The organism is Acaryochloris sp. 'Moss Beach' (genome assembly GCF_021497025.1).
Lineage (GTDB): Bacteria > Cyanobacteriota > Cyanobacteriia > Thermosynechococcales > Thermosynechococcaceae > Acaryochloris > Acaryochloris marina_A.
Genome location: NZ_CP071720.1, coordinates 64,126 through 89,179 on the forward strand (window position 1 = coordinate 64,126; position 25,054 = coordinate 89,179).

A 25,054-nucleotide genomic window follows, 5' to 3' on the forward strand; every position below is an offset into this window, starting at 1 on the left:
CTCGATAGATGCTGAATGCACTTCTGAATCAAATTCTCAAAAATTCCATTGCTCAGCGATGGTTCATTGTCGCGGGGGCGATCGCGGTCACGATTTGGGGTATCTTCAGCGTCACCCAAATGCCACTGGATGTGTTCCCATCCTTCGCCCCGCCCCAGGTAGATATCCAGGTGGAAGTCATCGGCCTAGCCCCTGAAGAAGTGGAAACTCAGATCACCGTGCCCATTGAGAGTTCGGTCAATGGCTTGCCAGGGGTAACGACGGTGAGATCGTCCTCAAAGGTGGGTCTGTCGATGGTCAGCGTCGTGTTTGATCAAGATGCCGACATCTATCAAGCACGCCAAGCCGTGACTGAACGCTTGCAACAGGTCACCAGCCAACTCCCCGAAAATACTCATCCGCCAGAAATCTCACCGTTGGTGTCACCGTTGGGCACGATTTTGCAGTACGCCTTCACCGTTGATGGTCAAGGACAGACGTCCATGATTGATCTGCGTCGCCTGGTAGATGTCACCCTGAGAAACCAGATTCTCTCAGTCCCAGGCGTTTCCCAGGTGACGATTTATGGGGGTGATGAGCGACAGGAACAGATCCTGATTGATCCTGCAAAGCTGAGGGATCTCAACGTATCCCTCAATGAAGTCACTACTGCTGCTACCGGTGCCAATTCCAATGCGCCAGGTGGCTTCTTGATTGGAGGGGGCCGGGAACTGCTAGTGCGAGGCATGGGGCAAATTCAATCCATTGAGGACTTGCAGGGATCGGTCGTCAAGATACAGAATGACCAGCCGATTTTGCTACGGGATGTGGCCACTGTGCAGACTGGAGCCGCTCTGAAGCGGGGTGATGCCAGCCTGAATGGTCAGCCAGCGGTGGTGTTGATGATTAATAAGCAGCCAGCAGTGGATACACCCACCGTCACTAAAACAGTTGAGGATGTGATCGCTGATTTGCGACCCACCTTCCCAGGAGATGTGCAGGTGACCCGCACGTTTCGGCAGGCTAACTTCATTGATTTGGCTATTCGCAATGTCAGCGGCTCTCTCCTCCAGGGGGTGGTGATCGTATCGGTGATCCTGTTGCTGTTTTTGATGAACTGGCGCACGGCGATTATCACCCTCAGCGCCATTCCTCTATCGCTGCTGATTGGCCTACTGTTCATGAAAGCCTTTGGCCTGGGCATCAACACGATGACCTTGGGGGGGCTCGTAGTTGCCATCGGCTCGGTGGTGGACGATGCAATTGTGGATATGGAGAACTGCTATCGTGGTCTGCGCCAGAATCAGGCCCAGGGCAATCCCAAACCTTCTTTTCAAGTGGTGTTTGATACCTCAGTTCAGGTACGGCTAGCAGTGATTTTTTCCACGGTGATTATTGTCGTCGTGTTTGCTCCTATCTTTAGCTTGACTGGGGTGGAGGGTCGCATCTTTGCCCCAATGGGACTGGCCTATCTGTTCTCAATTCTGGCTTCCACTCTAGTGGCGATGACCTTATCGCCTGCCCTCTGTGCCATTTTGCTAGCAAATCAGAATTTGCCCCAGGAAGGTACGTTCGTGTCACGATTGGCCGAACAGCTCTATCGACCGCTTCTGAGGTTGTCAATGCGAGTCCCTCAGCTTATTCTCGCCCTGGCTCTAGCGGCCTTGGTGGCAGTCGCAGTGATCGTGCCGTCATTGGGGCGGGTGTTTCTGCCAGAGTTTCAGGAAACATCTCTTGTAAATTCAATGGTGCTGTTTCCCGGCATCTCGCTGGATATCACCAATGGTGCGGGCAATGCCCTGGCCAACTCTTTGAAGGACAATCCTCTGTATAAATGGGTTCAGGTAAGGGCTGGTCGTTCTCCGGGCGATGCTGATGGTGCGGGTGTGAACATGGCCCACGTCGATATCGAACTCAGCGACCAAGCCTTGAAGGATCGGGACGCTAGCGTTAAGCAACTGCGAGAAGCATTCCTGAAACTGCCTGGGGTCGCGCCTAACGTGGGTGGGTTTATCTCTCACCGGATGGATGAGGTCCTCTCTGGGGTACGGAGCGCAATTGCGATCAAAATCTTTGGTCCGGACCTGGCCGAACTTCGGAGTATTGGTGAACAGGTACGCGATACCGTCGAACCGATTGCAGGGATAGTGGATTTACAGCTTGAGCCTCAACTGCCCATTCGCCAGGTGCAGATTCAGTACGATCGGAAAGCCGCAGCGGGCTATGGTCTGACGATGGCCCAACTCTCGACCGTGGTGGAAACGGCCCTGAACGGTCGGGTTGTTTCTCAGGTGCCAGAAGATCAGCAGTTGATTGATATTACCGTCACATTGCCCGAATCGGCTCGCAGTAGCTTGGATGCCATCAGTGCCATTCCCCTTTCGACATCAACAGGAGAAGTGATTTCACTAGGTGATGTGGCTAAGGTTGGCTATGGTATGGGGGCAAATGTCGTCAACCGCGAAGATGTGTCTCGCCTGATTGTGGTGTCGGCAAACGTTTCTGATCGAGATCTGGGCAGCGTCGTTAGTGATATCCAAACCCAGATCCAAGAGAAGGTGCAATTGCCCAAAGGCTACTTCATTCAGTATGGTGGGCAGTTCGAGGCAGAGCAAAGCGCCACTAATAATCTGTTGGTGTACAGCATTCTGGCGGCGATTGCGATTGCGGTGCTGATGTTCCTCTCCATCAAATCCCTCCCTGCAACCGTGGCGATCATGATCAACCTACCCCTAGCACTGGTAGGGGGAATCGTCTCTATCCTATTGACAGGTGGTGTTATGTCAGTAGCCTCATTGATCGGTTTCATCACCCTGTTTGGGGTGGCCGTTCGCAATGGTTTATTGCTGGTGGACAATTACAACAGCAAGTTTGCTGAGGGATTGCCACTCCAGAAAGCGGTGTTCCACGGTTCACTAGAACGAGTAAACGCCATTCTGATGACAGCCTTGACCTCAGCCCTGGGGATGTTGCCCCTGGCAATCACCAACGGTGCAGGCAACGAAATCCTCCAGCCATTGGCGATTGTTGTCCTGGGAGGGTTGTTCACCTCCACAGCTCTCACTTTGCTGGTGATTCCGGCCCTCTATGCCCGGTTTGGTCGCTGGTTTATGCCCAAGCCTATCCGGACAGATATAAAGACAGCACAGGCCCATAACAGTGCATCAATATCGAAAGTCATTGACTGATAGTACTCCCGTATTTTGCTGAACTGAGGTCGGGATTGGTTTCAGGCAAGGAGATGTGATTGCGCTTTTCAATGAGCAAGATGACAAGTTTGATCTTTAGATGATTTTTCTTCTGCTGTTTAGGGCAAAATACTGGCTAATTCCAGAGCACTAAATTAACGAGGGTTTTCTTAGCAAATTCCAATATCGCGATCTTGAAGCTATGCAGGAAAAGGATTTCAAGTAAAAGCGCAACTTTCTGTTTAAATGCGCCCGCTGGCCCAACTTACAGCTCTGGAAAAGTACCGCAAAGGTAGTCTCTTACCTTAACTGGTTCTGGGCTTGCATTTTGCCTTTATGTGCTTTTGCAATGGCATTTGCAATCACTAACTCAGAGCCTAAGCCGCTGGTCTCTCCTAGCCCAATCTAGTGACTACTGCTAAGAATTTTGTCGTATTCACGATGGGGACCAATCCAAAACCACACGTAAGCATCATCACGTTTGACTGCTAAGGCCCGGTAATCATCGTTGACCCTTGCCGACCACAGTTTGCTAACGGGTTTGAATCGTAAAGATGGATGTTGTGGATGACGTCGAAGCAGTCGATACTGTTTGCGGGCTTGGCGTTGCAGGTCAGGAGACAGCTTGTTATACAGCTTCCAAAAGGTCTTTGTCGCACGATGCTTCAAGATTGATTGTCTCTCCTGCTTCATCTTCAGCGATAACATCAGCAATGAGCTGATCGAACTGCCCCGCTTCTACATCAGTACGCAGTCGTCGTTCAAAGTCATCATCGCTCTGTTCCAGCCAACCCAAAACAGCCTCCAGCTTCTCTTGAGGCTGTTGCTGTAATAAGTGACTAATCGTTTGCAGCATTTCTTGACGTGTCATGCCCGAATCCTAGCATAGGGGGTACTTCGTTGCCTGGGGAAGGTAAACTCGAAAAGAACAACCTTGACCTAATCGGCTCTGGACCTGGATCTTGCCTCTATGCGCTTTTGCAATCGCCTGAGCAATCGCCAGCCCCAAACCCGAGCCGCCCGTTTGTCGGTTGCGATCGCTATTCACGCGATAAAAGCGGTCAAAGATTTTTGATTGGTATTCAGGGGTAATCCCTACTCCCGTATCTTGCACCTGTATCACCGCCTGCTGGTCTTTCTTCTCTAGCGAAAGTGTGACTTTGCCCCCTTCAGGAGTATGCTGAATCGCATTGATCACCAGATTGAAGACGAGGCGGTACAACTGTGCTTCATCCCCATTAACCCGCAGCGGCTGATCAACCTGAATATCAGTTTGGAGTTGCACCTGTTTATTCAAGGCCAGAGCTGCCAACTCTTCAGCAATATCATTCACCAAATCTTGAAGACAACAGGACTGCTCCGGGCTGGTTTGGGCCTGACGATCCAATCGCGTTAGCAACAGCAAGTCTTGAATCAGTTGTGACAAGCGCTGGTGTTGACGATCCAGAACTTTAAGTGTCTCTCGCGTCTCGGTTTCCGAAAGGTGAGGAGCGTCTAAGACGGATTCTACCGTTGCTTGTGCTGCGGCAATGGGCGTCCGCAACTCATGGGCGGCATCGGCGGTGAACTGCTGCATCTGCTGATAAGACTGATGAATTGGGCGCATCGCCTGCCCTGCTAGCCACCAACTGGCCACTCCCACAAAAGCTAGTGTTAAGGGGAAACCGATAAAAAATGCCAATCTCACGGACGCCAGATATTGGTCAGAGACTTCCAGAGAACTACCCACTTGCAAATATCCCCATAGGGGTACATTTGAATTCTGTAGCGGTAGAGTAATTTGGCGATAGCGGATTTTTGATTGGTCCTTGAGAAATTGCCATGGTTTCGTCGGTGAGGTCATGGGCAACCCCTGAGTCTTGAGTCCAGCCATGGCTAAGAGTTCTTCGGTAGGACTGAGCAGTCGAATGTAGTAGCCACCTTGGAATACCTCTCCAGGTGAGTGATTGGCAACAATAGCCGTTGAGCATTGATGGAAACCAACACAAGAATTTGGTAAGAAACGCTTTGCAGCGTCTGAGATAATACCCGGCTGCTGTAACGTGGGTTCTAGGTTGTCATGTAGTCGGCCTGCAATGGACTTTAATTCTCGATCTGCGGCAATCCGGTGGGCATGATCAATGGCTTCATAAACTCCCAAAGCGCTTAGGGCAAGAATGATGCCCATTACGCCTGCATACCAAGTTGCCAAACGCCAGCGCGTCTGACGAAATAGCTTTATCTCATTCATAGGCTGAGACGATAGCCAACACCATAGATCGTCTCAATGGCATTTTCACAGCCCTGTTCAGAAAGCTTGCGCCGCAGTTGACGCATGAGGGCGGCCACCACATTACTAACAGCATAAGCATCAGCCCCCCAGAGCTGGTTGAGGATCTGATCGCGGGTCACAATCTGCGTTGGATGCTGCATGAAATATTCTAGGAGTTGAAATTCTTTGTGGGTCAGGAGAACACTTTGCGGGACTTGCCCATCTACGTCCGCGATAGAGACGTTGTGAGTCCCATAGTCTAAGGTTAGCCGTCCTACCTGGAGTTGCTGAGGTTGAAAGTAGGGGGAACGTCGCTGCAATGCTCGCAGTCGGGCCAAAAGCTCAATCTTACGAAAAGGCTTGACTAAATAATCGTCGGCTCCCGCATCTAAGCCTTCGGCGGTGTCTTCCGGGCGATCTTTTGCTGTCAACATCAATATAGGTAGGGGGCTATTCTGAGTGCGGAGGCGTTGACACAGCTCCACGCCGGAGAGTCCTGGCAATAGCCAATCAAAAATGGCGAGAGTATATTGTGCCCACTGACTCTCCAGGTAGCCCCAAGCCTCTAAACCATCTTGAACCCAATCAACGATATAGGCTTCTTGGGTGAGAGTGCGCTTGATGGCAGCGCCTAAATCTGGTTCATCTTCGACCAGTAGAACTCGCATAAACGTTACAAGGAAACCGTTGCAATCAGAGGGCAGATATCATCGGTTTGAGGTCGAGGCTGGTTGGTCGCCCAGCGATCTCGATAGTGTTCCAATTCGGATTTAAAGGTGATCATCTGCTGGATTTGATGATCAAGCTGTTCAATCTTATCTTGCAGCAGGGATTGAACCCATTCACAAGGAATATCTCCTTGTTGGTGAATGTTGAGGATTTCCCGAATCTCTTCTAGGGAGAAACCCAAGGTTTGTGCTTTCTTGATAAACTGCACCTGCCGCACAGTCTCTTGGGGATAGTAGCGGTAGCCATTGTCTCCGCGTTCTGAGTGGATTAACGCCAAGCTTTCGTAATATCGCAATGCCCCAACAGCAACCCCAGTTTGCCGTCGAACCTCACCAATTTTCAGGCGTATGGCTGTTATCATCTTTCCGTTTGGTTGAAAACTACCTTCACTTTAAACCCTACAGTTGACTATAGGGTCAAGTTGATAATCCAGGTAAGCGATGTTGGCCCCTTGACTCTCTAGTCAACTGTAGGGTTTAGCTTAAGAATGACTCTAATCGCACAGAGTAGGTGAGTTATGACGACCTTAAACACAACCCAGACAACTGTTAGACTCTATCGAATGTCTACCCCAGACCATGACTGTCCCTGGGGCCTGAAGGCCATCAATTTGCTCAATGAGCAAAGCATTGAGTATGAAGACCACCAATTGCGCTCTATGGAAGAGGTGGAGGCATTTAAAGCAAAATATGACGTTCCCACCACGCCGCAAATTTTTTTTGGAGAGGAACGTATCGGCGGCTATACCGATCTGGCCCAACATTTTGGTGTGGAAGTTGAGTCTGCTGACTACTCCTACACACCTGTGATTGTCCTCTTCTCCACGGCTGGTTTAATTACCCTTGCAACCTCGTTAGGAATGACAGGTTTTATGGGGGTATCACTATCGATGCTGGCATCCCTGAAGCTGATGGATCTAGATGCCTTTGTCGAAGGATTTCAAAAGTATGACCTTATTACCAAAACATTCAAACCCTATGGTAGAACTTACCCCTTTGCGGAACTGCTGATTGGCCTAGGTTTCTTATCTGGAGTGGCACCACTGTTAACCGGAATTAGTTCTCTGTTGATTGGAGTCAATGGTGCTATCTCAGTGTTCAAGGCAGTTTATATCGATAAGCTGGCGTTGAATTGTGCCTGCGTGGGCGGTAATACCAAGACACCACTGGGTATCATCAGCTTTGCTGAAAACGCGCTTATGGCTGGTATGGGAGCGTTCCTGATCTTCGCAGCAACTACTGAAGGTAAGCCAGAATCTACTCGCTTGCCAGAGCCATTACCCTCTGCCATTGTTCAACTTCATAATGAAATAGCTTGACCTGAGACAGTAACAACCCGATCCAGATAATGTTCTTGATTGGTTTGTCACAACCATTTAGTTGATTTGGCCATTGCAAGGGAAACGAACAATCCCCATTAGATTGAGTTTTTTTCTATTGTTTGGATCTCAGCTATCTCATCCTGATTTCATAATTGGTATTTATGCTTGTGTAAGCAAGCGTTTATTCAGTTCAGCTAGGCAAATTCAGTAAAAAAATGCCCCAAGAAAGCGTCGAGCCGAACCAAGCTGAGTCGGAAATATCTGTTTCTTCGCTAGCCAAAGCCAAGGAGACTGAGGCCGATGCGTGCGAGGATAATGACTCTCAGGTCGCCTCGATCAGCCATTCCCTTGGCTTTCGTCCGTTCCGAAGCTTATTGGCGTTGGGCATTTTCATTGTCCTCTCAGGTAGCATCTGGTTTGCTGTCAAACATTTCGGTGGGATGGCGATGTCAGATACAGAGCAGGGAGCAATGGATCATGGGGGTATGTCCCATGATGAGATGATGGCCGTGGATGGGGCATTCAATGCAGTCCCCGTTCAGGTAGAGGAAATCCGTCCCGGTTTGGTTCAGGAAACGGTTCAGTACACAGGCTCGGTATATCCCTATCTTGAAGTCACGGTGTACCCGCGCATCGCGGGGCAGCTCAAGGACTACTCAATTTATCCGGGCGATCGCGTTAAAAAGGGTCAAGTGATTGTCCAACTCGATGCTTTAGAGCGACGAACTGATTTGGTCGAGGCGAAGGCTGAGAGGGACGTCATGCGTGAGATTTTGGTCGCCAACAGTATGCAGTTAGAGGAACAACAACGTGAGATTGACCGTATGGCTGCTGAACTGGATTACATGAAGCTCAAGGCCAAACGTTTTAAAGCTCTGGTCGCAGGTGGGGCCATCTCCCAAAACGACTATGACCTCGTTGCATCAGAGGTGACAGCCAAGGAGTCGGCAATTTCGGGAGCAAGAACCAAGTGGGTGCGAATGAAGGCAGAGCTAGGGCGAGACCGTGCCAAGATCAACCAATTCCAAGCAAAGGCAAACACAGCGGTTGTCATGGAGCGCTATACCAATCTCACCGCTCCCATTAGCGGGATTGTACAGTCTCGGATGGCCGATCCGGGGGTAGTGGTTCAGCCCGGAATGGGAGTGCTCAAAATTGGGGACTATAGCCGGGTAAGGCTACGAGCAAATGTCGCTCAGGCTGATGCGGTCGGCATTGGTAAAGGAACCCGCGTCAAAGCCGTGATTCCGGGTACGAAGATGCCACCGATTACAGGCAAAATCACCAGCATTTTCCCCAGCGCGGATCCCCAAACCCGCACAGTCACAGTGGAAGCAGTGGTGAATAACCCCAGCGATCAACTACTGTCGGGGCAGTTTCTAGAAATGCAGATCATCAAAGCCAGTAAACCCGCAACACTGTCCGTCCCCCAGACGGCTTTGCATCAGTTTCGGGGGCAGCCAGCGGTGTGGGTGGTGCAGGGTAGTGGCGAAGAGGCAGTTGCAGTGCGGCGCAGGATAAAACAGGGACTCGTGAGTGGTGATCGCGTTGAAATATTTAAGGGCTTGAAGTCTGGCGATCGTGTCATTACAACGGGCACTTCGCGATTGTTAGAGGACTCAAAGGTTGCGGTCGTCAACGCGGCTGGTGAGCCCGTGGCTTCATTGTCTACACCGACAGCAGGAAATGTCTCAATTCAGCTGGTCAGTCCCAAGACGAAAACTGTGAAGGCCGGAACCGAGGAGTTGATTTTGCAAGTGGTCGATGCGGCCACTCAATCCCCCTTGGCCGTTAAGCAGCTCGTAGTGGATGTGACGATGCCCATGAAAAATATGGCTCCTATGACTGCCATGGTAGACCTCAAAGCTTTGCCGAAACCGGGTCAGTTCCGGGTTAAGACCCACTTTGGGATGAAGGGAGACTGGGTGATTAAGGCCCAAATCAAGGATGCCGAGCATCAAGGACGCGCCCAGTTCAAGCTAACGGCTCAATAGAGCGCCTTTCGAGGAATTGAATTGACCTCAAACAATATCAACAGCATTCATTATGAGGACTGATATGAAGAAATTATTTTTGGCGATCGCTCTCGTGAGCACATTTCTATTTTCCTGTAGTGCGCAATCAGGAGAACAAGCTACAGAGACACCGGACAGCGCAGAAGCTCCCACAGAGCAGGCAAAATCCAAGTCCGATGGCGATAGGGAAGACATGGGCCACAGCCAAACTTCAGGCACAGAGCAGGCAAAACAGTCCAAGGATATTCATTTGGTGAGTCCTAAATCCGCCGAAATGCCCATGGGCGATGCCGAACTTGTGGTCCACGTTGAAAAGGAGAATCTCACACCAGATGATGTCTCTGTCCAAGTCTCAATGCCTATGGAAGGCGAAGCAGATATGACCTCCCTGGCCATTGTGGAACCCGGAGATAAAGCCCAGGAGTTCAAAATTAAAACCAACTTTGGGATGGCAGGTCCTTGGACAGTTCAGGTGAAGGCCAAGGATGCTGAACCTGCAACCCTAGCCTTTAACATCAAGTAACTTTAGTGAAAGAATTCCTTACCCGCTGGTCTATCAAGCATCCAGTCCTAGTGACTGCATTCTATATCGGCATCTTGATCCTGTCACTACTGGTTTTACTGGGGCTGCCAGTGAGGATGATGCCCTACGTGGAAAGTCCGCTGGTAGCCGTCATTACCCAGGCCCCTGGATCTTCACCGGAGGAAGTGGAAGCCTATATTACCAAACCTCTGGAACAGCGAATGACGGTACTGGAAGATGTCCGGTTCGTGCGTTCAACCTCCCAGCAAAATCTATCCATAGTAACGATCCAGTTTGGCTGGGGCGGCAACATTAACCGGGCAGTGCAGTCCGTCCAAAGCCTTATGAACGCAGCGGAAGGAGATACTGAACTGCAAGGACTTAACGCCCGTTCCTACTGGGTGTTGCCCATTGACCCCTTAAACCGCCCTGTGTTGACCTTGGCCCTGATGGGGGATCAATGGGACCCGGTGCAGTTACGGGAGTTTGCCGATAATACCCTAGTGGATCGACTCACCCAAGTGGAAAATGTCCAGGCAGTTTCGATCCTTGGTGGTTACCGCCGACAGCTCCAAGTGATTGTCGATCGCCAAAAGTTGGGAGCCTATGGGCTATCTATTGTAGAGGTGCGTGATGCTCTGGATCGGAATAATTTGAGTCAAGGCTCTGGCATCCTAACTCAGGGGGACACAGAAATCCTCGTGCGCACTGATGAGCGGGTGCAAAATGCAGCAGCATTGCTGGCCTATCCACTTCTAGAGCGCGATGGCCAAGTGGTCTATCTTCGGGATGTGGCGACGGTTGAGGATACCTTTGAAGAACGGCGCAGCAGTTACCGCTACAACAGCCAAGCGGCCCTCGCTGTGAACATTATTCAAAAGCCGGACTCTAGTTCACCTGCAGTGATTAAACGGGTGCGTGCAGAACTAGAGAAGATTAAACAGGAATATCCAGGATTGGAATTTCAAGAAGCTTATGACAACTCCTTCCTGGTCGATATCATTTTGCAGAGCACGTTTAAGGAATTGCTCATCAGTGTTCTTCTCGCTGGGGGAGTTATTTTACTCTTCCTAGAAGATTTTCGTGCCACAGCATTGATCATGATTTCTATTCCCATGTCGCTGGCGCTTTCAACATTACCCTTTGGCCCCATGCAGATGTCCCTCAACTCTTCGACATTGATTGGCATGATGATGGCGATCGGGAAGTTGGTGGATGACTCCATTATTGTGATTGACGCCATCGAGCAAAAAATCCGCCAGGGATTCCGTCCGCTAGCAGCGGCTATTCGGGGAACTGGTGAAGTCTTTTTAGCCAGTGTTGCAGCCAGCTGTGTGATGGTAGCTGCCTTGCTGCCGAGCATGCTGTCTGGTGGTCTGACAGGACTCATGTTTGTGGGCCTTGTGTGGCCGATGATTTTTGCATTTGTGGCGTCGGTAGTGGTGTCGGTCACGCTGGTACCACTCCTGGCAGCATTCTTTTATCGCACCTGGCCTCCAACCCGTCACAAAACTTGGTTACAAAAACTGCTGACCCCCATTAGCTATAGTTTCCGACAATTAGAACGCGGTTATAGCTGGCTCTTACAGCTAACGCTTCGCAACCGGGAAGTGACTTTGGCCGTCATCGCTTCTACGGTGGTGCTGGCAATCTCGCTCTATCCGCTCGTACCTCAGGAAATGATGCCCCTAGGCGATTCCGGGCAGTTTATGGCTTCACTAGAAATGGAGGCAGGTAGTTCCTTTGCTAAAACCGATTCCAGTACTGCCCAGCTAGAAGCGCTGTTACTCCAACAGCCTGAGGTGGAAAAAGTCTCCTCCCAAGTGGGCTTTGAACTTACCCGAAATAGCACCTACTTCACGGGCTACAGTATGGGCAATGCCAATACTGCCTCGCTCACCGTGACGTTGAAGCTGAATCGTAAGCGTGACATCTGGCAAGTGATGGATGAGGTTCATGCCGAGGCAATGGCAACGATTTCCGGTATCCGACGGCTGGCGCTCAAAGAAATGGGTGTGGATGTAATGGCTACCTCCGCTGCACCCGTTCAGCTAGCGATCTATGGCAATGATCTCGATATCCTCCACAAACTGGCGAACAACGTGTTGCGGATTGCTGAAGAAACACCGGGACTAATGATGGCTCACACCAGCGCAGCCATGACTCAGCCAGAGCTAATGCTAAATATTGATCGCCGCCGTGCCCAGGAGTTGGGTTTGAATGTAGAAGCCATTGCCACCCAAGCCCGATTTGCCCTTAATGGCGGTATGACCCAGCGTTCTTACAACCGACCAAATCTAAGACAAAATTCAATTTTAGTACGCTATGACGAAGTGGATCGGGGAACAGTCCAAGATTTAGAAAGCACCTACCTGACAACATCCTATGGCAAACAGGTTCCCATGAATACACTGGTGCAGCTCGACTATCGTCAAGGACCAACGTTGATTGAACATGTCAACGGCAAGCGGGTGGTTTATGTCAATGGTTACTACCGCCGTCAGGGTCCTGCTTCAATGGATCTGAGTATGGCGATCGCCATGCGTGCTGGAGCTGAGTTAGAGATTCCACCTGGCTATGGGATTGACTCCATGGGTGATATGACCGATATGATGACTGAGTTCACACGCCTGCTCGATGGTCTAGCCATTTCGCTAGTGCTGATTTATATCATTCTGGTCATCCAGTTCAATTCCTTTATTCACCCCTTGGTGATGATGCTATCGGTACCGTTGCAACTCGTGGGTGTCTTTGGTGGGTTGATTCTCGCCAATCAAACGCTGTCCACGGTCTCAATTCTGGGGATTATCATTCTCTCGGGACTGTCTTTGTCAGCAGCAATTTTGCTATTGGAGCTGATTATAACCAAGCGAAAAGAAGGTATTTCCAGAGAGGAGGCGATCTCACAGGCTGGACCAGTACGGCTAAAAGCAATTGTGATGACTACACTGACCACACTAATTGTTGTAGTTCGGCTGGCCTTCTTCCCTGAAATTGGCTCGGATGCCTATTCATCTATTGCAACTGTGATTTTAGGAGGGCTGGTGATTTCGACTCTGCTAACGCTGATTGTGGTGCCGATTGTCTATACGTTTGTGGATGATGCTATAGAGTTCATCAAGGGCTTAACGCAAAGAAGATCTCAGGGAAAGCAACGAAAATCGCTACAAGTGAATAAGCCTTAGAAGTTCCATAGGAAGTTCCTTGAACCGGCCCTGCACACATAAGTCGAGTTTGACTAGGAATTGTTCTCCTCCGGTTTTTCCTGTCAAGCTTAATGAGACGGACGGGTGGAATGTCGGAGCGTTGAGCAAAACGCAACATCAATTACACCACAGAGCATGAAGTTCAAGATCACACTATTAGATCTGTGATTCTTATTCCAGATTTTATAGCGCTACTAAAGCGTGTTAAGACATTCATCGAGCAGAACTATTCGGTTGCCAGCTTCTAAGCATGAAATCCGTCCTAAGCAAAATGCGTAGTGCTATATATAGAAATCTGGAGTAACAATCACCGATCTTATATAGTGATCTTCAAGTTCGTTCTGTGGTCAAATCTATGTCGCGTTTCTCTCAAACTTCCGACATCCCAACCGTCCGTCTGATTGAGTTCGGCACAGAAAAACTAGAGGAGAGCAAACCTGCATCTGAAACGCCCTTGCCTAAGCCAGCGGTGGTGAACTTGCGTCAAGTCAGAATCGAACAGTTCCTCACCCTGAAGAACCTGGCGGCTAACACCCGACGCAACTATGAACGTCATCTACGACAGTTCAGTTTGTGGGTGAACAAGGACTGGCATCAGATTACTATGAACGATCTGAAACGCTACAAGACTTATCTAGAGTCAGGTCAGCAGTTAAAGCAGGGGTCGGTAGGGGCAATATTGACGGCTCTTAAAAGCTTCTTTTCTTGGCTTAAGAAGGCTGGGTATATCGAGGACAATCCCGGTGCGGCCATTAGTATTCCAGTAACGCCAGAGACGGAGGGGAAGAATCTAGAGCTGTTTCAGGTGGAAGCACTGTTTGAGGCACTGGAGAAGCGGAAGACACAGAGACGAGATCGGGCGATCCTCTGTTTGATGGTGTTTGCCGGGATGCGGGCAGAGGAAATCTCTAGTCTCAATGCTGGGGATTATAACGGGGTGGAAATCACTATCCGTCAGGCCAAGCATGGATCCGTGGGTCGGGTGCCTGTCGATGAGCAAACCGATGAAGCACTGCGGGCTAATCTTCGAGTTCGGATGGTGGACGGTGAGGGAGGGATGACAGCGGATGATCCGATGTTTGTCTCTACGAGTCATCGAAATAAGGGTCAACGGTTGGGGTATGAGGGGATCTATAAGATGGTCAAAGCCTTGGCCCAAGATGCAGGCTGGCCTGATATTCATCCCCATAAAGGACGACATACCTATGCGAGTCAATTAATTGAGAATGGCATGGATGCATATTTGGCGATGACGTTGATGCGGCAGCGATCTGTAAAGGCATTCGAGGTCTATTCCCAGAAGGTCCGGTATCGGACGGCTAAAGGAGTGTTCTTAGAAAGTAAAGGGGAAGTGGAACGACAGCCGATGCCGCTGGAGGAGCTGGTGGCTTTTAGTGAGGTGCCAGTGGCTGAAAAGGCAATTGAGCTGAAGGCTATCGTTGATGAGCGTGCGAACTGGCCCAAGATTAGGGTTGTGGATATGCCCTTGAATGCAGTCCAGGTAGGGCTGACTCTTGAGGTTTCAGGGAAGAAGAAGAGTGCGGTCAGGAAAGCGATCGAGGAAAAGGTCTTGAGTTCGTATCAGATGGTCAAACCTAAGAAGAGGGGGAATGAGTATGAGCTGACGGTTTTGGTTGAGGAAGATAATGCGTTGTCTGCTATCACCGATCAGATGAAATGGGATATGGAGCTACTGGCAGAGCTAGATGATTGTGCGGTGAAGGTGGTGTGGTTGGGGATGGCTTGATAGTGAGGGGGCAGCGGGTTGCTCCCGCTGATTCTAAAATACTAGGTCTTCAAGAAATCATTGGATAGCAGTAAAGCCTTGCCAAAATAGTTAAAGAAGGAATCACTAAGTATTAAGTGTATTCATTTGTAGCCACTTTGTCAGGAAACAGCACTAGATAATTTTTTAGGTCAAAGAGTATCTATGGATTTTTCACAAGAATTTAGACGAGCAATTTCTCAAAATTCTCCATTGGAAAGATTTATATCCTTGATTGAAAGAACAACAAGCTGTGACTATATTCTTCAAGAAGAAGTCCCTGAAAGTCCTGTTTATTTAGCATTAATGAGTGATCGATTAGACGTCGTTAAGCTATTAGTACAGAATGGAGCATCAATAGAACCTCTAGAAATATACAAAAAATCAGAAAATACCTATCCTGAGTTTGATGATTTCGGTTTTGAAGATGATGAAGACAGGTTTACCTCAGATCCTTTAATAACTGCTGCTGCTCGTGGGAAACAAGAAGTGTTTAATTTCTTGGCTCCTTTAGCTTCTATAAGCCATCGCAGGAAGGCAACCTTACACTTAGCTGAAGGAATCCAGCATCACTCAATTTCAAGTTCAGATGATGAAGCTACATTTCAACGGACGGTTAATGCTCGTCCAAGCTCAGGCAATCAAGATGATATCGGTCAGTGGCTGACTGATTTAGCTAAGGTAACTATTTTTGAACAAGATCCAATCGATACGATCAGTTCTCTCTCTGTTCAATTTCTGGAAAGGTGCCAAAGCCAAATATCACAAGGTTTAGATATCAATACCTTGTTAGATAATGGATGTACCTTTCTGTGGACTGCTGCTCACAACGGATATGTTAAAGCAACCTCCTCGCTGATTGAATTAGGTGCATCAGTTGATATTCCTAACAAAACAGATGGCTGGACACCATTAATGATAGCTGTTGATGCTCATATCCCTTGGACATTTGGGACAAAGACTGTTTTTGGAGAATCAAAAAGTCGTCAAGTAGAGATTGTCAATCTCTTACTTCAAGCAGGTGCAAATATACATCATCAAGGAATGAAGGGTGAGTCAGCTTTGCTTTTAGCAAGTGACTTTGAGCAGGATAAAGGTTTCGATGAGGAGTTAATTGATATTGCAATTAATGAAATGGAAATGACTTTAGGGAGCGTGGCAAATTGATCGACTCTAGTGCAAAAAATGGATGGGACAAGAACTGATTAGAGCGATTAAAACCGGGGAGTCTCGATATAGCAGAGCACTGACGAAATAAGGAAATCGTCAGATCTAGTTGTTATCCTGTTGTTTGTTGCGATTTTACCCCAGCTAACTCAACAATTCGCCACGGGCAACTTCAGCCCAGTATGTCGTATACCTCGGCGATCGCCACTTGGACTGCATTCGCCAGGTCTGTCACATCTCCCTCACCCGACACCACGAGATCTGCCAATGCAGCACCAGGCGCAACCAGCTCTTTATGAGTAGGCATGACATTAGCCTGCCATTCCTGAATCACATTGGACTCTGACCTCAGCTTCTCCTTGCCATCCCTGACAATCCTCCGATTCATCCGTAGACCATCTGGAGTCTCGACGTAAACCTTGAAGTCCAGACACTCCAGAATTTCGGGCAGGGTCAGCACAAAGATTCCCTCGACAATAATGATCGGATGGGGATGCACTAGCTCAGTTTCTTCTTTTCGGGAATTGCCTATCATGTCATACACAGGCAACTCTGCAGGGTGATCAGACCGCAGTCCCTTCAGATGATCGATCATCAGGTCAGTCTCCAGAGCTTCTGGCAGATCATAGTTACCACAGGGCATATGCCGATAGTACCGATCGTGACTGATGATTAGGGCACTGCCATTACAGCGATCGACTAAAGCATTAGCCAGGGTGGTTTTACCTGAGCCGCTGCCGCCAGCTATGCCGATGATTGTGGGTGTAGTCATGGGTGGGGTGGGATGAAAAGATTAGTGGATCTCATAATCTCTACCTAATCTCGCTGGGTCAATAGCACTTACAATAATGGCTGTCTTCTATTTATAAATTGCCACCTCATGAAGAATTCGAGGAAAGTGAGGATTATCTCATTATTTAACCAAGCTGGTGGGGTTGGAAAAAGTACACTAACTATGAACTTAGGCTATCACTTAGCGATTAGCGATAAAAGAGTATTGTTAATTGATCTTGATCCTCAAGCAAGCCTCACACTTTTTATGGGGTTAGCACCTAACCAGATTGAGAAAACCATCAAGAATTCAATATTGGACAAAGAGCCTCTTCCAATTTGCACTCTGCATGGCATGGATTTAGTACCTTCAAATATTCTTTTTAGTGCCGCTGAACAACAACTCTCATCTATTCTTCGTGGTGAATCTCGGTTGAAGCAAGCTCTTTCTCCGATAAAGAACAATTATGACTTCATACTCATAGATTCACCACCAACTCTAGGAATTTTGAGTATTCTAGGACTAGTTGCATCAGATTATGTCCTCATTCCAAGCCAAACACACTTTAAAAGTACACAAGGAACAGACCTAGTATTGAATTCGATCGCTGAAGTTAGACAAGTACTAGAACATGATTTAAAGATTGCAGGTTTAATTCCAAATTTATATACAAAAGGAACAATACAAGACTTGGAAGCCCTAGAATTCTTAAAATCACAACTTGCTCCTATCACAAAAGTCTATCCACCAATACCTCGTTCAACTGCATTTGCTGATGCTTCACAAGAACGACAACCACTCGCTGTATATAATTCACGTCATCCGGCAGTAACTATATTGGATGGAATTGCAAAAGACTTAGAGGAATTATTGTGACACGACGTAAAGAACGCACCCCATATGAACCTATGAGCGGGGTAAGAGCTTTGATTGAACCTTTACCTAAGAATTCAAGCTCTTTTTATCAACATACTCTGGAAGTATCTAAGATCCAAGCATCAAAAGAGCAACCTCGTCGTTACTTCAATCCTGAAAAGATGAAGGAATTGACGACATCTATACAGACTCATGGAATTTTGGAACCCCTAATCGTGCGTCCTATCTCTGAGGATAGGTATGAGTTAGTCGCAGGAGAGAGAAGATTACGTGCTGCACAATCAGCCGGATTTGAAGAAGTCCCAGTATCAATTCGTGAATTAACTGATGAAGAAGCAATACAACTTGCACTTGTTGAAAATTTACAGAGGGAAGATCTTAATCCAGTTGAAGAAACTGAGGGAATTCTCTATCTGCTGTCTTATCAACTTCAGCAGAAGCGTGACTCCATAATTGCCCTTCTTCAACGGATGGATAATGAAGCAAAGGGTAAAGTTACCCGTAACGTTACGGGTAAACCGGAGGCAGAAATAATAGAAACTATTTTCAAGACAGTAGGTGGCATGACATGGAAATCTTTTGTAAGGAATCGTCTGCCTTTACTGAAATGGCCTACAGATGTCTTAAATGCAGTAAGAGATGGGAAATTAGAATATACTAAAGGAAGTATAATCGCCCGAATTCAAGATAAGCCTAAAAGGCAGCGATTACTAAAGACTGCCATAAAAAATGACTTAACTCTCGCTGAAATTAAACTAAGAGTCCAAGAACTTATCCCAAAAAGCATAAAGCCTAATCAAGGCGGACCTCTTATGCAGGATATTGACCAAGCTTATAAACAAGTTAAAAAGTCAAAGATCTGGAAAAATCCCAAAAAGAAAAAGCAACTGGAAAGACTTCTCTTGCAGTTAACAAGGCTACTTGAGGGTGAGGATTAACCACGATATCCGACGGAAAGCACTTCAAAATTACATTATGTAACTCCAGCAAACATTTTCTGAAGGATTTTCAAGAGTCTGATCTAAATAAGCCAATCTGGTGCAACGCTAGGGTCGAGTCTGCCAAGTTTTGCCGGAATCTGGGATAGAGGAAAGTCTCAGGGAGATTCGCAAATGGGAATGAGGGGTTGTTAGTGAGGATGTTAAGGGAAGAAAAACCGCTCGCCGCAGTGCAGGTTCCGGGGGCTGCTGTTGAGTCGATGATGGGCTTGAGATGATGCGAGAGTGGGTGCCCCAAAACAAGCAAGAGCTTAGCGCACCCTAGATCGGCAATGTCGCCATCGCAAAGCCGTGCCTTTGCTCCGCTCCCTGGCTTTACTTGGAGATGTTGCACTACTGGAGGATTGAGTCTTCCCTGGGTTGAATCACCTGAACTCCTATTTCTTGAATCCACACATAGCTGAAGTCTTCAAAATCTTTCCCAGGTACGGCTACACGTTCCGAGCCTTTCTGCCTAGCAATAAACTTATCTCGCCATCTTTCCCAGACGAGGATAGAGGGATACTCTATATCTGCGCTGAACTTAGCCCATGATTTCTTTTGAAACCGCGAGAAATCAAAATGCATCAGTTTGGACTTAACTTCAATCAAATTTAAATCAATCAGCTTCTGAATAACGGCTGTATATCCAGTTGAGGGTTCACCATGATTGATGATTGGCATTTCACAATACAGTTTAATCGTCTTACCAGGATACTTTTTGGCAAGCCTCACAATCGCTAATTGCTTGAGAGAAAGAGTTGGGATACAAACCATTTGATTAATCCGCGCTAGCAGAATATTAGCACCGCCTCACTCCACTTTCTAAGGTTTGTGCCTATTCAATCGCGTACACATCCATTACTGGAGGCGGATTTTCGACGTAAGAAATAGCAAGCCTTAGATAAAAAAAGGGCACCCTAAATGTATCAGGTGAAGCCATTGTTTACGAGCTTACCTCTATTTTTTATTGGAGAAACAACAAGTGAAAACTGTTTTAGTAGTGGATGATAGTCCGGCTGAACTAAAGCTAATGTGTCTATATTTAAAAGAAGCGGGTTATCTTGTGGTCAGCACAGATGATGCCAAAGATGCGTTGAGCAAAGCTGAAACTCAAAAGCCTGATCTTGTCATTACCGATGTGGTCATGCCGGAAATGAGTGGGTTTGAGTTGTGCCGAAGTCTAAAGAAGAACGAAGCGACTCAGCAATTACCTGTGATTATCTGCACGACTAAGAATCAGGATTTAGATAAGCTCTGGGGTAGAAAGCAAGGGGCAGATGAATACATTACCAAGCCCTACACCCGTGAAGATTTTTTAAAAGCTGTTAAATCTGCTATCTAAGCAATGAGCTGAAAAACAGCTTTCTTTCAATTGGTGAGATTAGGATACCTGACACGATACCCTAACCCCCAGTTCTCTCTAGAGGCTGGGAGTTGGGGTTGCATGGCTAAGACTTTGCGGCCTCTTCCCTCATCATGCTAGACAGCGATGACTCAACTTTCTTCTTAGCAGTCCGACGCTTGCCCCCACCACTAGCCACAACAGGAGTCGGGTTTTGAGGAACACCCAGCTCATCATCCAGCGGGTCAGGGTCGAAGACAAGGACAGGGGATTCCTCAACTTCACTGATAGGCTCCTCCACTTCAGCCACAGATGCAAGCTCCTCCAGGTCTTCCGCAACATCAGGAGCCTGATCCTCAGCATCAACCTCAGAAGTATCCTCAACCGGGCTATCGGCCAGGAATGCCTGAGTCTGGACCTTGAACCAGTCGATAGCCTTATCGTGCAGTTCCCAGTGGGCATCAAGGCGATCCGTGAGCTGGGTCTTGATTAGCCCCTGTACGAACACCGTCTCTTGCTGACAACCTTTGCGGAAAACAGCTACAGTACGTCCTTTGACTTCCTCAAAGATGGGGCCATGCTTTTGTTCTACCTTGGACAATCCCCAAGAGATGAGGGCCGTCAGGTTTTTCCAGCCTTGGATTTCCTTGCGGATGACGAACAGGAAGGCTTTGTTTGCAGCTAGGCCCACTTGGGTAGCAGCAGTGTCGATGACTTCAGTGTGTTCGGCTTGCTTTACTTGAATGCTTGTAATCAATCTCATGAGTGTTGTCCTTTAAGAACGAATAGTGGATAGGCACGACTGGCATGTGCAACCAAGTCGGCCATATTGATATTGAGAAAACGGAAAGGGAGGTCTTTGCCTCTTGGGGAATATACCGCCAGCAAAAATCAGGCTCGATTTGGAGCCGTAGGCGGGTTGGATTTGGAGGAAAAACTTTGGGTGGGTCTGTCCCACTGCCTAGTGACTAGGGTAGTGTGAATGGCTTGGTACTACAATGATTGGGAGATTAGGGTTTCTGATCGGTGGGGGAGGGAGACTAACCTTTGCTGATGTTTAGTGTACTTTTCTCAATCAACTGTGTTGGAAGCGATTAATTTGATGACGACTGAGACAGAACACGAGATTGAGAACAGTATTTTTTCGTCTCCTGTACTGACAAAATGGGCATGTTTTGTCAACTGTGCTGAATTGGCAAATACCTAGCCCAGCAAGAAAACATGGACGAGTTTCTGTGCGAATTTGCACGGTATCACCCAATGAGCGCATCCCACGATCAGATATGCTTCTGGCTCCCCCGTAAAATAATAATCGAGATACACCTTGCATTTGTTCGCCACTTCAAAATACGAGAAACCCAATTTGTAATACAGTGGTGGCTCTTTTTCCAAATTCACAAAGCCCTCAATGGCAACATCTGATAGAACGAAGCGTTGGATCTCAATCTTCAAATTTCCTGGCCCAGATATTTCCAAAGTCTGAAACTCCAGGCCGATTTGAGTCTCAGACTTTAGACCCACTCGCCAACCCTCTATATCTTCACTCAGCATCCACAATCACCTCCATCATCCAAACTCTGGAAATTCCCTCACTCGCAAATCATCAGGCCACTCGTGAATGTCTCCACCCTTCGCAGAACGGAGTTTGGGAACACCCACGGGTTTGCTGCCGAGCTGCTTGATAAACACGGGTATATCTGCGGTCTTGCATTGGTCCCGAATTGAGCGAATCCAGTCCACATCGCAAGGCCGTGCGCCAGGGCCAGATTCACCCCCGGCAATAATCCAATTCGCGGGAGAATCACCAAGATCCAAGGGTTCAAGCAGGGGTTCGCAACTTAGAAAAATCCCACCAACTTTCTTCCGCAACTTTGCTAGCTTGGGAATGACGACATCATATTCATGCTGGGTGCAGATGCTATGGCCCAACCAGACGTTGGGTATTGCTTGTCTGAATTGGAAAAACTTAGCCGCAACATCTACCCGCTTGGTGAGTAGAAGCCAGGTTAGGTTGGGCGTTTTGTCGATGACAGTATCAAACAGATCCAATCGCCAATCGATCAGATCATCTCGGTCCTCAAACACATCGGCTAAAGACGCGCAGAACACAGTTTTAGTGACCCCGAACTTCGCAGCTTTGCGATTCCACTTATGGGGTTGCTTCCAATAGGTTTCTGAGGTGCGCGATCTGGTTCCGTTCTTACCCCACTTCACGCGATGATATCTTTTATCCATCAGGGTTTCGGCGTAGCAATTTGCACAGCCAGGACTGATGTGGGCGCAGCCGATCCAAGGGTTGAAAGTGTATCCAGGTTCCCATGTTCCATCTGGTTTTTGAGTTGCAGTCCACTCAATCTTGCTATTCTCCATTGGTTAACTCCATCAAAATTTTCAGTACATCAGGTCGGACATCCCGGAGTCCCTGGCTCCCGCGATAGGGAATAGGATCAGGCAGTACAACGATGTTTCCTAACTGCCATGCAAAGCGCCCAGGTTGCCAGCACCCCACGGCCAGCTCCAGTTCGGTTTGTCTGCTGATCAGCTTCGAGTCCATCTGGGGACAGTCCACCAGATCCGCAATTGCCACAATGCAACCGAGTGGGTAATCACATGGTTTGCGCGGCACCTTGCCACCCGTCAGATCATTAACTTGGCTCACTATGGCTTGCCCGTCTAAACCGATAGGTCGCTTGGCCGCATGAATCGCTAGCTTGCCTCGGTAGCGAGTGCCCCATGATCGGGTTTCATAGCGCTTGAGGTCCAGGGCAATGAAGGTTGCCCACGGTTGCCAGAGGGTGAGGATTTTCATGGCTATGCCTCCGCTCCCCAGTTCTCCCAGCCTGGACGAGGGCACCGAGAGAACAACTCAATCCGCTGACCACCGAGGGCATCACCTAGCCGATCTGCCATCTGGTAAAACTCTTCTGGCTTCTGAGAGTGCTGACCAAGGGGAGCCTGGAATGCAGTGGGAATATTGGTCAGTCCGAGAGCAGTAAAGGTTTTGGCCTTACCTTTGCGGCCTATGAGAACGTGTTCAGTCGCATTTCGCCCATAGTGTCCTACGCCGAACCGTATACGGGATAGATCTTTCGTGACTTTGACCCACGTATGAAGTGCCTTATATTCAAACCCCCAGGACTCCATGACTCTGAATGCCAAAGGCAGATGGTTGTTTGTCGTCCACAACAACAGATAAGAATCTTGAGCTGCAATCGAACTCACAGGCATCGCCATGATTTCCTCATCGGTCATCGAGGGATAAGGGCACCGCCCCCGATGGGTTTTGTCAGATTCTCTGAGGTGATAGCTCCACGGTGGATCAGCCACGATCAGGGAATAGGTACCCACAGGAAGGGCTGGGGTATTCGGAACAAGGTTGAGCGTAATAGCAAGCTTCTGCTGACCACGCCTACGGTGTACACACAAGTCTGAATTAGACTGTAGTGAAGTCGTATAGAGCATCCTCATAGATATGGAAAATCCTATTTTGGTGCACGAAGAACTGATTAATGGAACTACCTTTGGCGACCTTCGTTTGCTCAAAAGGGGGCTTCATTATTCGATGCCATTCATCACCATCAGAGCGTAAGCATCCGTCAAATCAGCCAAGGTCGCGCAGAGCAAGTGGGCTTCTATCGCTTCTTAGAGAATGAAAACGTGTCCATATCTGAGTTGGTCAAAAGCCTCTGTGACCACTGCCAGCAACAAGTCAAAGGACGACACGTTTTAGCCGTCAGTGATACAAGTGAGGTCAACTTACAATCTCATTCAGGACGCTTAAAGCTAGAAGAGTTGGGTGTTGTCGGCAATGATCGCGATGTGGGCTTTTTTATTCACCCGACTCTCGCCTTAGATGCAGGGACTGGTTTCCCGTTAGGATTGAGTGCACTTCAACTGTGGACTCGGGACCCGAATCGTCCAACTGTCAAAGATAGAGGAGGATATCAAAACCTGCCGATTGAGGAGAAAGAATCCTTCAAATGGTTAGCATCTGCTGAGCGAAGTCAACACTGTCTGAAGACAGGAGGGGGCTAGCCTGGTCACTCATATCGGTGACCGAGAATCGGACTTATATGAAGAGTGGGCAACGGTTCCCGATGCATTCAATCATCTCCTAGTCAGGGTTCGTCAAGACCGTCGTCTGCTAGGTCAATCCAAATCACTCTATGGATATCTCAAATCACGGTGGGGGATTGGATTTACCACGATTACGATTGAGTACGAATCCCGTACTCAGCGAATGGCTAGAGATGCAAAGCTACTGATCCGCTGTGCTCCAGTCAAAATTCAACGACCTGAACATTTGAAGGAATTGGACTATCCACCGAGTATTCAACTGTATGCCATCGAAGCGGTAGAACAGACAACGCCCAAAGGTCAGAACCCGATTCATTGGCGCTTATTGACCACTCACACGGTGGAATCCCTTGAGCAAGCGCTACAAATCCTGGAATGGTACAAATTCAGGTGGAGAATTGAGCGGCTTTTCGCGCAACTCAAGAAGACGGGGTTAGATCTTGAATCGACGCAACTCGAATCGGGTGAAGCAATTCAGCGCCTCACCGTCTTAGCCTTATCGGTTGCGATTGCGACATTGCAAATGGTGGAAGGACGAGACGAGCCACAATGGCCTGCATCTATCACTTTTACCGATGAACAGCAGCAATACCTGAAACAAATTGCCCCCACAGTCCAAGGTAAAACTACAAAGCTACAAAATCCTTATCCGATTAACTCCTTGGCCTGGGCAACTTGGATTGTTGCCCGCCTGGGTGGATGGAAGGGGTATCAGTCTCAAAGACCTCCAGGCACAGCAACGCTAACCCATGGCCTAAAACGGTTTGAGACGATGTTCTTTGCATGGGAAATAGCTCAAAACCGACTTATGTGTACACCGTAGGCTGACCACGCTTGTCAGTGGGGGCATACATGGTTTTGCT

Annotated in this window: 23 protein-coding genes and 2 pseudogenes; 11 read left to right on the forward strand and 14 right to left on the reverse strand. The window is 48.3% G+C overall.

Annotated features, from left to right (window positions below):
• Window positions 1–8: 8 nt before the first annotated feature.
• Entirely contained in the window at window positions 9–3,167 is a 3,159-nt protein-coding gene (locus HRE53_RS30080) for an efflux RND transporter permease subunit (protein WP_235112197.1), read from the forward strand.
• A gap of 405 nt (window positions 3,168–3,572) precedes the next feature.
• On the opposite strand, the gene HRE53_RS30085 is transcribed toward HRE53_RS30080, so the two are convergent.
• From HRE53_RS30085 to HRE53_RS30105, 5 genes are read right to left on the reverse strand one after another with little or no spacing between them, the layout of a single operon-like run.
• Window positions 3,573–3,836 carry a hypothetical protein gene (locus HRE53_RS30085; RefSeq protein ID WP_212666845.1) on the reverse strand — a complete coding sequence of 88 codons (264 nt, stop codon included), beginning with the start codon at window positions 3,834–3,836 and terminating at the stop codon, window positions 3,573–3,575.
• Window positions 3,796–4,038 carry a hypothetical protein gene (locus tag HRE53_RS30090; RefSeq protein WP_212666844.1) on the reverse strand — a complete coding sequence of 81 codons (243 nt, stop codon included), beginning with the start codon at window positions 4,036–4,038 and terminating at the stop codon, window positions 3,796–3,798. Before HRE53_RS30090 ends, HRE53_RS30085 begins: the two co-directional genes overlap by 41 nt.
• Window positions 4,039–4,047: 9 nt before the next feature.
• On the reverse strand, window positions 4,048–5,397 hold the full coding sequence (gene rppB, locus HRE53_RS30095) for a two-component system sensor histidine kinase RppB (protein ID WP_235112198.1): 1,350 nt from the start codon (window positions 5,395–5,397) through the stop codon (window positions 4,048–4,050).
• Entirely contained in the window at window positions 5,394–6,086 is a 693-nt protein-coding gene (gene rppA / locus HRE53_RS30100) for a two-component system response regulator RppA (protein ID WP_235112199.1), read from the reverse strand. Before rppA ends, rppB begins: the two co-directional genes overlap by 4 nt.
• Window positions 6,087–6,091: 5 nt before the next feature.
• Window positions 6,092–6,508 carry a heavy metal-responsive transcriptional regulator gene (locus tag HRE53_RS30105; RefSeq protein WP_235112200.1) on the reverse strand — a complete coding sequence of 139 codons (417 nt, stop codon included), beginning with the start codon at window positions 6,506–6,508 and terminating at the stop codon, window positions 6,092–6,094.
• Between the two features lie 156 nt (window positions 6,509–6,664).
• Here HRE53_RS30105 and HRE53_RS30110 point away from each other — a divergent pair, with 156 nt between their 5' ends.
• From HRE53_RS30110 to HRE53_RS30135, 6 genes are all read left to right on the forward strand, one after another.
• Entirely contained in the window at window positions 6,665–7,465 is an 801-nt protein-coding gene (locus tag HRE53_RS30110) for a glutaredoxin (protein WP_235112201.1), read from the forward strand.
• Between the two features lie 218 nt (window positions 7,466–7,683).
• On the forward strand, window positions 7,684–9,462 hold the full coding sequence (locus HRE53_RS30115) for an efflux RND transporter periplasmic adaptor subunit (RefSeq protein ID WP_235112202.1): 1,779 nt from the start codon (window positions 7,684–7,686) through the stop codon (window positions 9,460–9,462).
• Window positions 9,463–9,526: 64 nt separating this feature from the next.
• Complete coding sequence (locus tag HRE53_RS30120) at window positions 9,527–10,006, forward strand: FixH family protein (protein ID WP_235112206.1); 480 nt, start codon at window positions 9,527–9,529, stop codon at window positions 10,004–10,006.
• A gap of 5 nt (window positions 10,007–10,011) precedes the next feature.
• Window positions 10,012–13,191 (forward strand): efflux RND transporter permease subunit, encoded by a 3,180-nt coding sequence (locus HRE53_RS30125; protein WP_235112207.1) that lies wholly within the window; start codon window positions 10,012–10,014, stop codon window positions 13,189–13,191.
• Window positions 13,192–13,567: 376 nt separating this feature from the next.
• A complete protein-coding gene (locus HRE53_RS30130; protein ID WP_235112208.1) occupies window positions 13,568–14,959 on the forward strand; it encodes a tyrosine-type recombinase/integrase in 1,392 nt (463 codons plus the stop codon).
• Between the two features lie 183 nt (window positions 14,960–15,142).
• Window positions 15,143–16,144 (forward strand): ankyrin repeat domain-containing protein, encoded by a 1,002-nt coding sequence (locus HRE53_RS30135; RefSeq protein ID WP_212666834.1) that lies wholly within the window; start codon window positions 15,143–15,145, stop codon window positions 16,142–16,144.
• A 144-nt stretch (window positions 16,145–16,288) separates the two neighbouring features.
• On the opposite strand, the gene HRE53_RS35425 is transcribed toward HRE53_RS30135, so the two are convergent.
• Both HRE53_RS35425 and HRE53_RS30140 read right to left on the reverse strand, forming a co-directional pair.
• On the reverse strand, window positions 16,289–16,363 hold the full coding sequence (locus HRE53_RS35425; RefSeq protein ID WP_249370308.1) for a DUF4113 domain-containing protein: 75 nt from the start codon (window positions 16,361–16,363) through the stop codon (window positions 16,289–16,291).
• A 40-nt stretch (window positions 16,364–16,403) separates the two neighbouring features.
• A pseudogene (locus tag HRE53_RS30140) lies at window positions 16,404–16,916 on the reverse strand (uridine kinase); the annotation flags it as partial.
• Window positions 16,917–17,024: 108 nt separating this feature from the next.
• On the opposite strand from HRE53_RS30140, the gene HRE53_RS30145 reads away from it, so the two are divergent.
• Together HRE53_RS30145 and HRE53_RS30150 are read left to right on the forward strand one after the other, a co-directional pair.
• Complete coding sequence (locus HRE53_RS30145) at window positions 17,025–17,792, forward strand: ParA family protein (protein ID WP_212666832.1); 768 nt, start codon at window positions 17,025–17,027, stop codon at window positions 17,790–17,792.
• On the forward strand, window positions 17,789–18,730 hold the full coding sequence (locus HRE53_RS30150; RefSeq protein WP_235112210.1) for a ParB/RepB/Spo0J family partition protein: 942 nt from the start codon (window positions 17,789–17,791) through the stop codon (window positions 18,728–18,730). Before HRE53_RS30145 ends, HRE53_RS30150 begins: the two co-directional genes overlap by 4 nt.
• Window positions 18,731–18,800: 70 nt before the next feature.
• Here HRE53_RS30150 and HRE53_RS30155 read toward each other — a convergent pair whose 3' ends face one another.
• Both HRE53_RS30155 and HRE53_RS30160 read right to left on the reverse strand, forming a co-directional pair.
• On the reverse strand, window positions 18,801–19,124 hold the full coding sequence (locus HRE53_RS30155; RefSeq protein ID WP_212666831.1) for a hypothetical protein: 324 nt from the start codon (window positions 19,122–19,124) through the stop codon (window positions 18,801–18,803).
• The gene (locus HRE53_RS30160; RefSeq protein WP_212666830.1) at window positions 19,124–19,546 is read right to left on the reverse strand and encodes a hypothetical protein; all 423 of its coding nucleotides are present in this window, start codon (window positions 19,544–19,546) and stop codon (window positions 19,124–19,126) included. The genes HRE53_RS30155 and HRE53_RS30160 overlap by 1 nt, the downstream gene beginning before the upstream one ends.
• Before the next feature lie 208 nt (window positions 19,547–19,754).
• On the opposite strand from HRE53_RS30160, the gene HRE53_RS30165 reads away from it, so the two are divergent.
• Window positions 19,755–20,114, forward strand: coding sequence for a PleD family two-component system response regulator (locus tag HRE53_RS30165; RefSeq protein ID WP_212666931.1), 360 nt, complete (start codon window positions 19,755–19,757; stop codon window positions 20,112–20,114).
• A 106-nt stretch (window positions 20,115–20,220) separates the two neighbouring features.
• Here HRE53_RS30165 and HRE53_RS30170 read toward each other — a convergent pair whose 3' ends face one another.
• The 5 genes from HRE53_RS30170 to HRE53_RS30190 form a co-directional block, all read right to left on the reverse strand.
• On the reverse strand, window positions 20,221–20,877 hold the full coding sequence (locus HRE53_RS30170; protein ID WP_212666829.1) for a hypothetical protein: 657 nt from the start codon (window positions 20,875–20,877) through the stop codon (window positions 20,221–20,223).
• A gap of 440 nt (window positions 20,878–21,317) precedes the next feature.
• The gene (locus HRE53_RS30175) at window positions 21,318–21,665 is read right to left on the reverse strand and encodes a hypothetical protein (RefSeq protein ID WP_212666828.1); all 348 of its coding nucleotides are present in this window, start codon (window positions 21,663–21,665) and stop codon (window positions 21,318–21,320) included.
• A gap of 15 nt (window positions 21,666–21,680) precedes the next feature.
• Entirely contained in the window at window positions 21,681–22,484 is an 804-nt protein-coding gene (locus HRE53_RS30180; protein WP_212666827.1) for a DUF5131 family protein, read from the reverse strand.
• Window positions 22,474–22,923, reverse strand: coding sequence for an ASCH domain-containing protein (locus HRE53_RS30185; RefSeq protein WP_212666826.1), 450 nt, complete (start codon window positions 22,921–22,923; stop codon window positions 22,474–22,476). The genes HRE53_RS30180 and HRE53_RS30185 overlap by 11 nt, the downstream gene beginning before the upstream one ends.
• Before the next feature lie 2 nt (window positions 22,924–22,925).
• Window positions 22,926–23,462, reverse strand: a complete 537-nt coding sequence (locus HRE53_RS30190) for an MT-A70 family methyltransferase (RefSeq protein WP_235112211.1) — start codon at window positions 23,460–23,462, stop codon at window positions 22,926–22,928.
• Window positions 23,463–23,681: 219 nt separating this feature from the next.
• On the opposite strand from HRE53_RS30190, the pseudogene HRE53_RS30195 reads away from it, so the two are divergent.
• Window positions 23,682–25,014: pseudogene (locus HRE53_RS30195) on the forward strand (IS4 family transposase).
• Window positions 25,015–25,054: the final 40 nt, after the last annotated feature.

What these genes read in the sequence shown, in the direction of transcription:
- rppB (WP_235112198.1), bottom strand. Translation starts at nt 5,397, where the DNA reads ATGAATGAGATAAAGCTATTTCGTCAGACGCGCTGGCGTTTGGCAACT.
- HRE53_RS30130 (WP_235112208.1), top strand. Translation starts at nt 13,568, where the DNA reads ATGTCGCGTTTCTCTCAAACTTCCGACATCCCAACCGTCCGTCTGATT.
- HRE53_RS30120 (WP_235112206.1), top strand. Translation starts at nt 9,527, where the DNA reads ATGAAGAAATTATTTTTGGCGATCGCTCTCGTGAGCACATTTCTATTT.
- rppA (WP_235112199.1), bottom strand. Translation starts at nt 6,086, where the DNA reads ATGCGAGTTCTACTGGTCGAAGATGAACCAGATTTAGGCGCTGCCATC.
- HRE53_RS30110 (WP_235112201.1), top strand. Translation starts at nt 6,665, where the DNA reads ATGACGACCTTAAACACAACCCAGACAACTGTTAGACTCTATCGAATG.
- HRE53_RS30135 (WP_212666834.1), top strand. Translation starts at nt 15,143, where the DNA reads ATGGATTTTTCACAAGAATTTAGACGAGCAATTTCTCAAAATTCTCCA.
- HRE53_RS30145 (WP_212666832.1), top strand. Translation starts at nt 17,025, where the DNA reads ATGAAGAATTCGAGGAAAGTGAGGATTATCTCATTATTTAACCAAGCT.
- HRE53_RS30160 (WP_212666830.1), bottom strand. Translation starts at nt 19,546, where the DNA reads ATGGTTTGTATCCCAACTCTTTCTCTCAAGCAATTAGCGATTGTGAGG.
- HRE53_RS30090 (WP_212666844.1), bottom strand. Translation starts at nt 4,038, where the DNA reads ATGACACGTCAAGAAATGCTGCAAACGATTAGTCACTTATTACAGCAA.
- HRE53_RS30080 (WP_235112197.1), top strand. Translation starts at nt 9, where the DNA reads ATGCTGAATGCACTTCTGAATCAAATTCTCAAAAATTCCATTGCTCAG.
- HRE53_RS30180 (WP_212666827.1), bottom strand. Translation starts at nt 22,484, where the DNA reads ATGGAGAATAGCAAGATTGAGTGGACTGCAACTCAAAAACCAGATGGA.
- HRE53_RS30170 (WP_212666829.1), bottom strand. Translation starts at nt 20,877, where the DNA reads ATGAGATTGATTACAAGCATTCAAGTAAAGCAAGCCGAACACACTGAA.
- HRE53_RS30115 (WP_235112202.1), top strand. Translation starts at nt 7,684, where the DNA reads ATGCCCCAAGAAAGCGTCGAGCCGAACCAAGCTGAGTCGGAAATATCT.
- HRE53_RS30175 (WP_212666828.1), bottom strand. Translation starts at nt 21,665, where the DNA reads ATGCTGAGTGAAGATATAGAGGGTTGGCGAGTGGGTCTAAAGTCTGAG.
- HRE53_RS30105 (WP_235112200.1), bottom strand. Translation starts at nt 6,508, where the DNA reads ATGATAACAGCCATACGCCTGAAAATTGGTGAGGTTCGACGGCAAACT.
- HRE53_RS30185 (WP_212666826.1), bottom strand. Translation starts at nt 22,923, where the DNA reads ATGAAAATCCTCACCCTCTGGCAACCGTGGGCAACCTTCATTGCCCTG.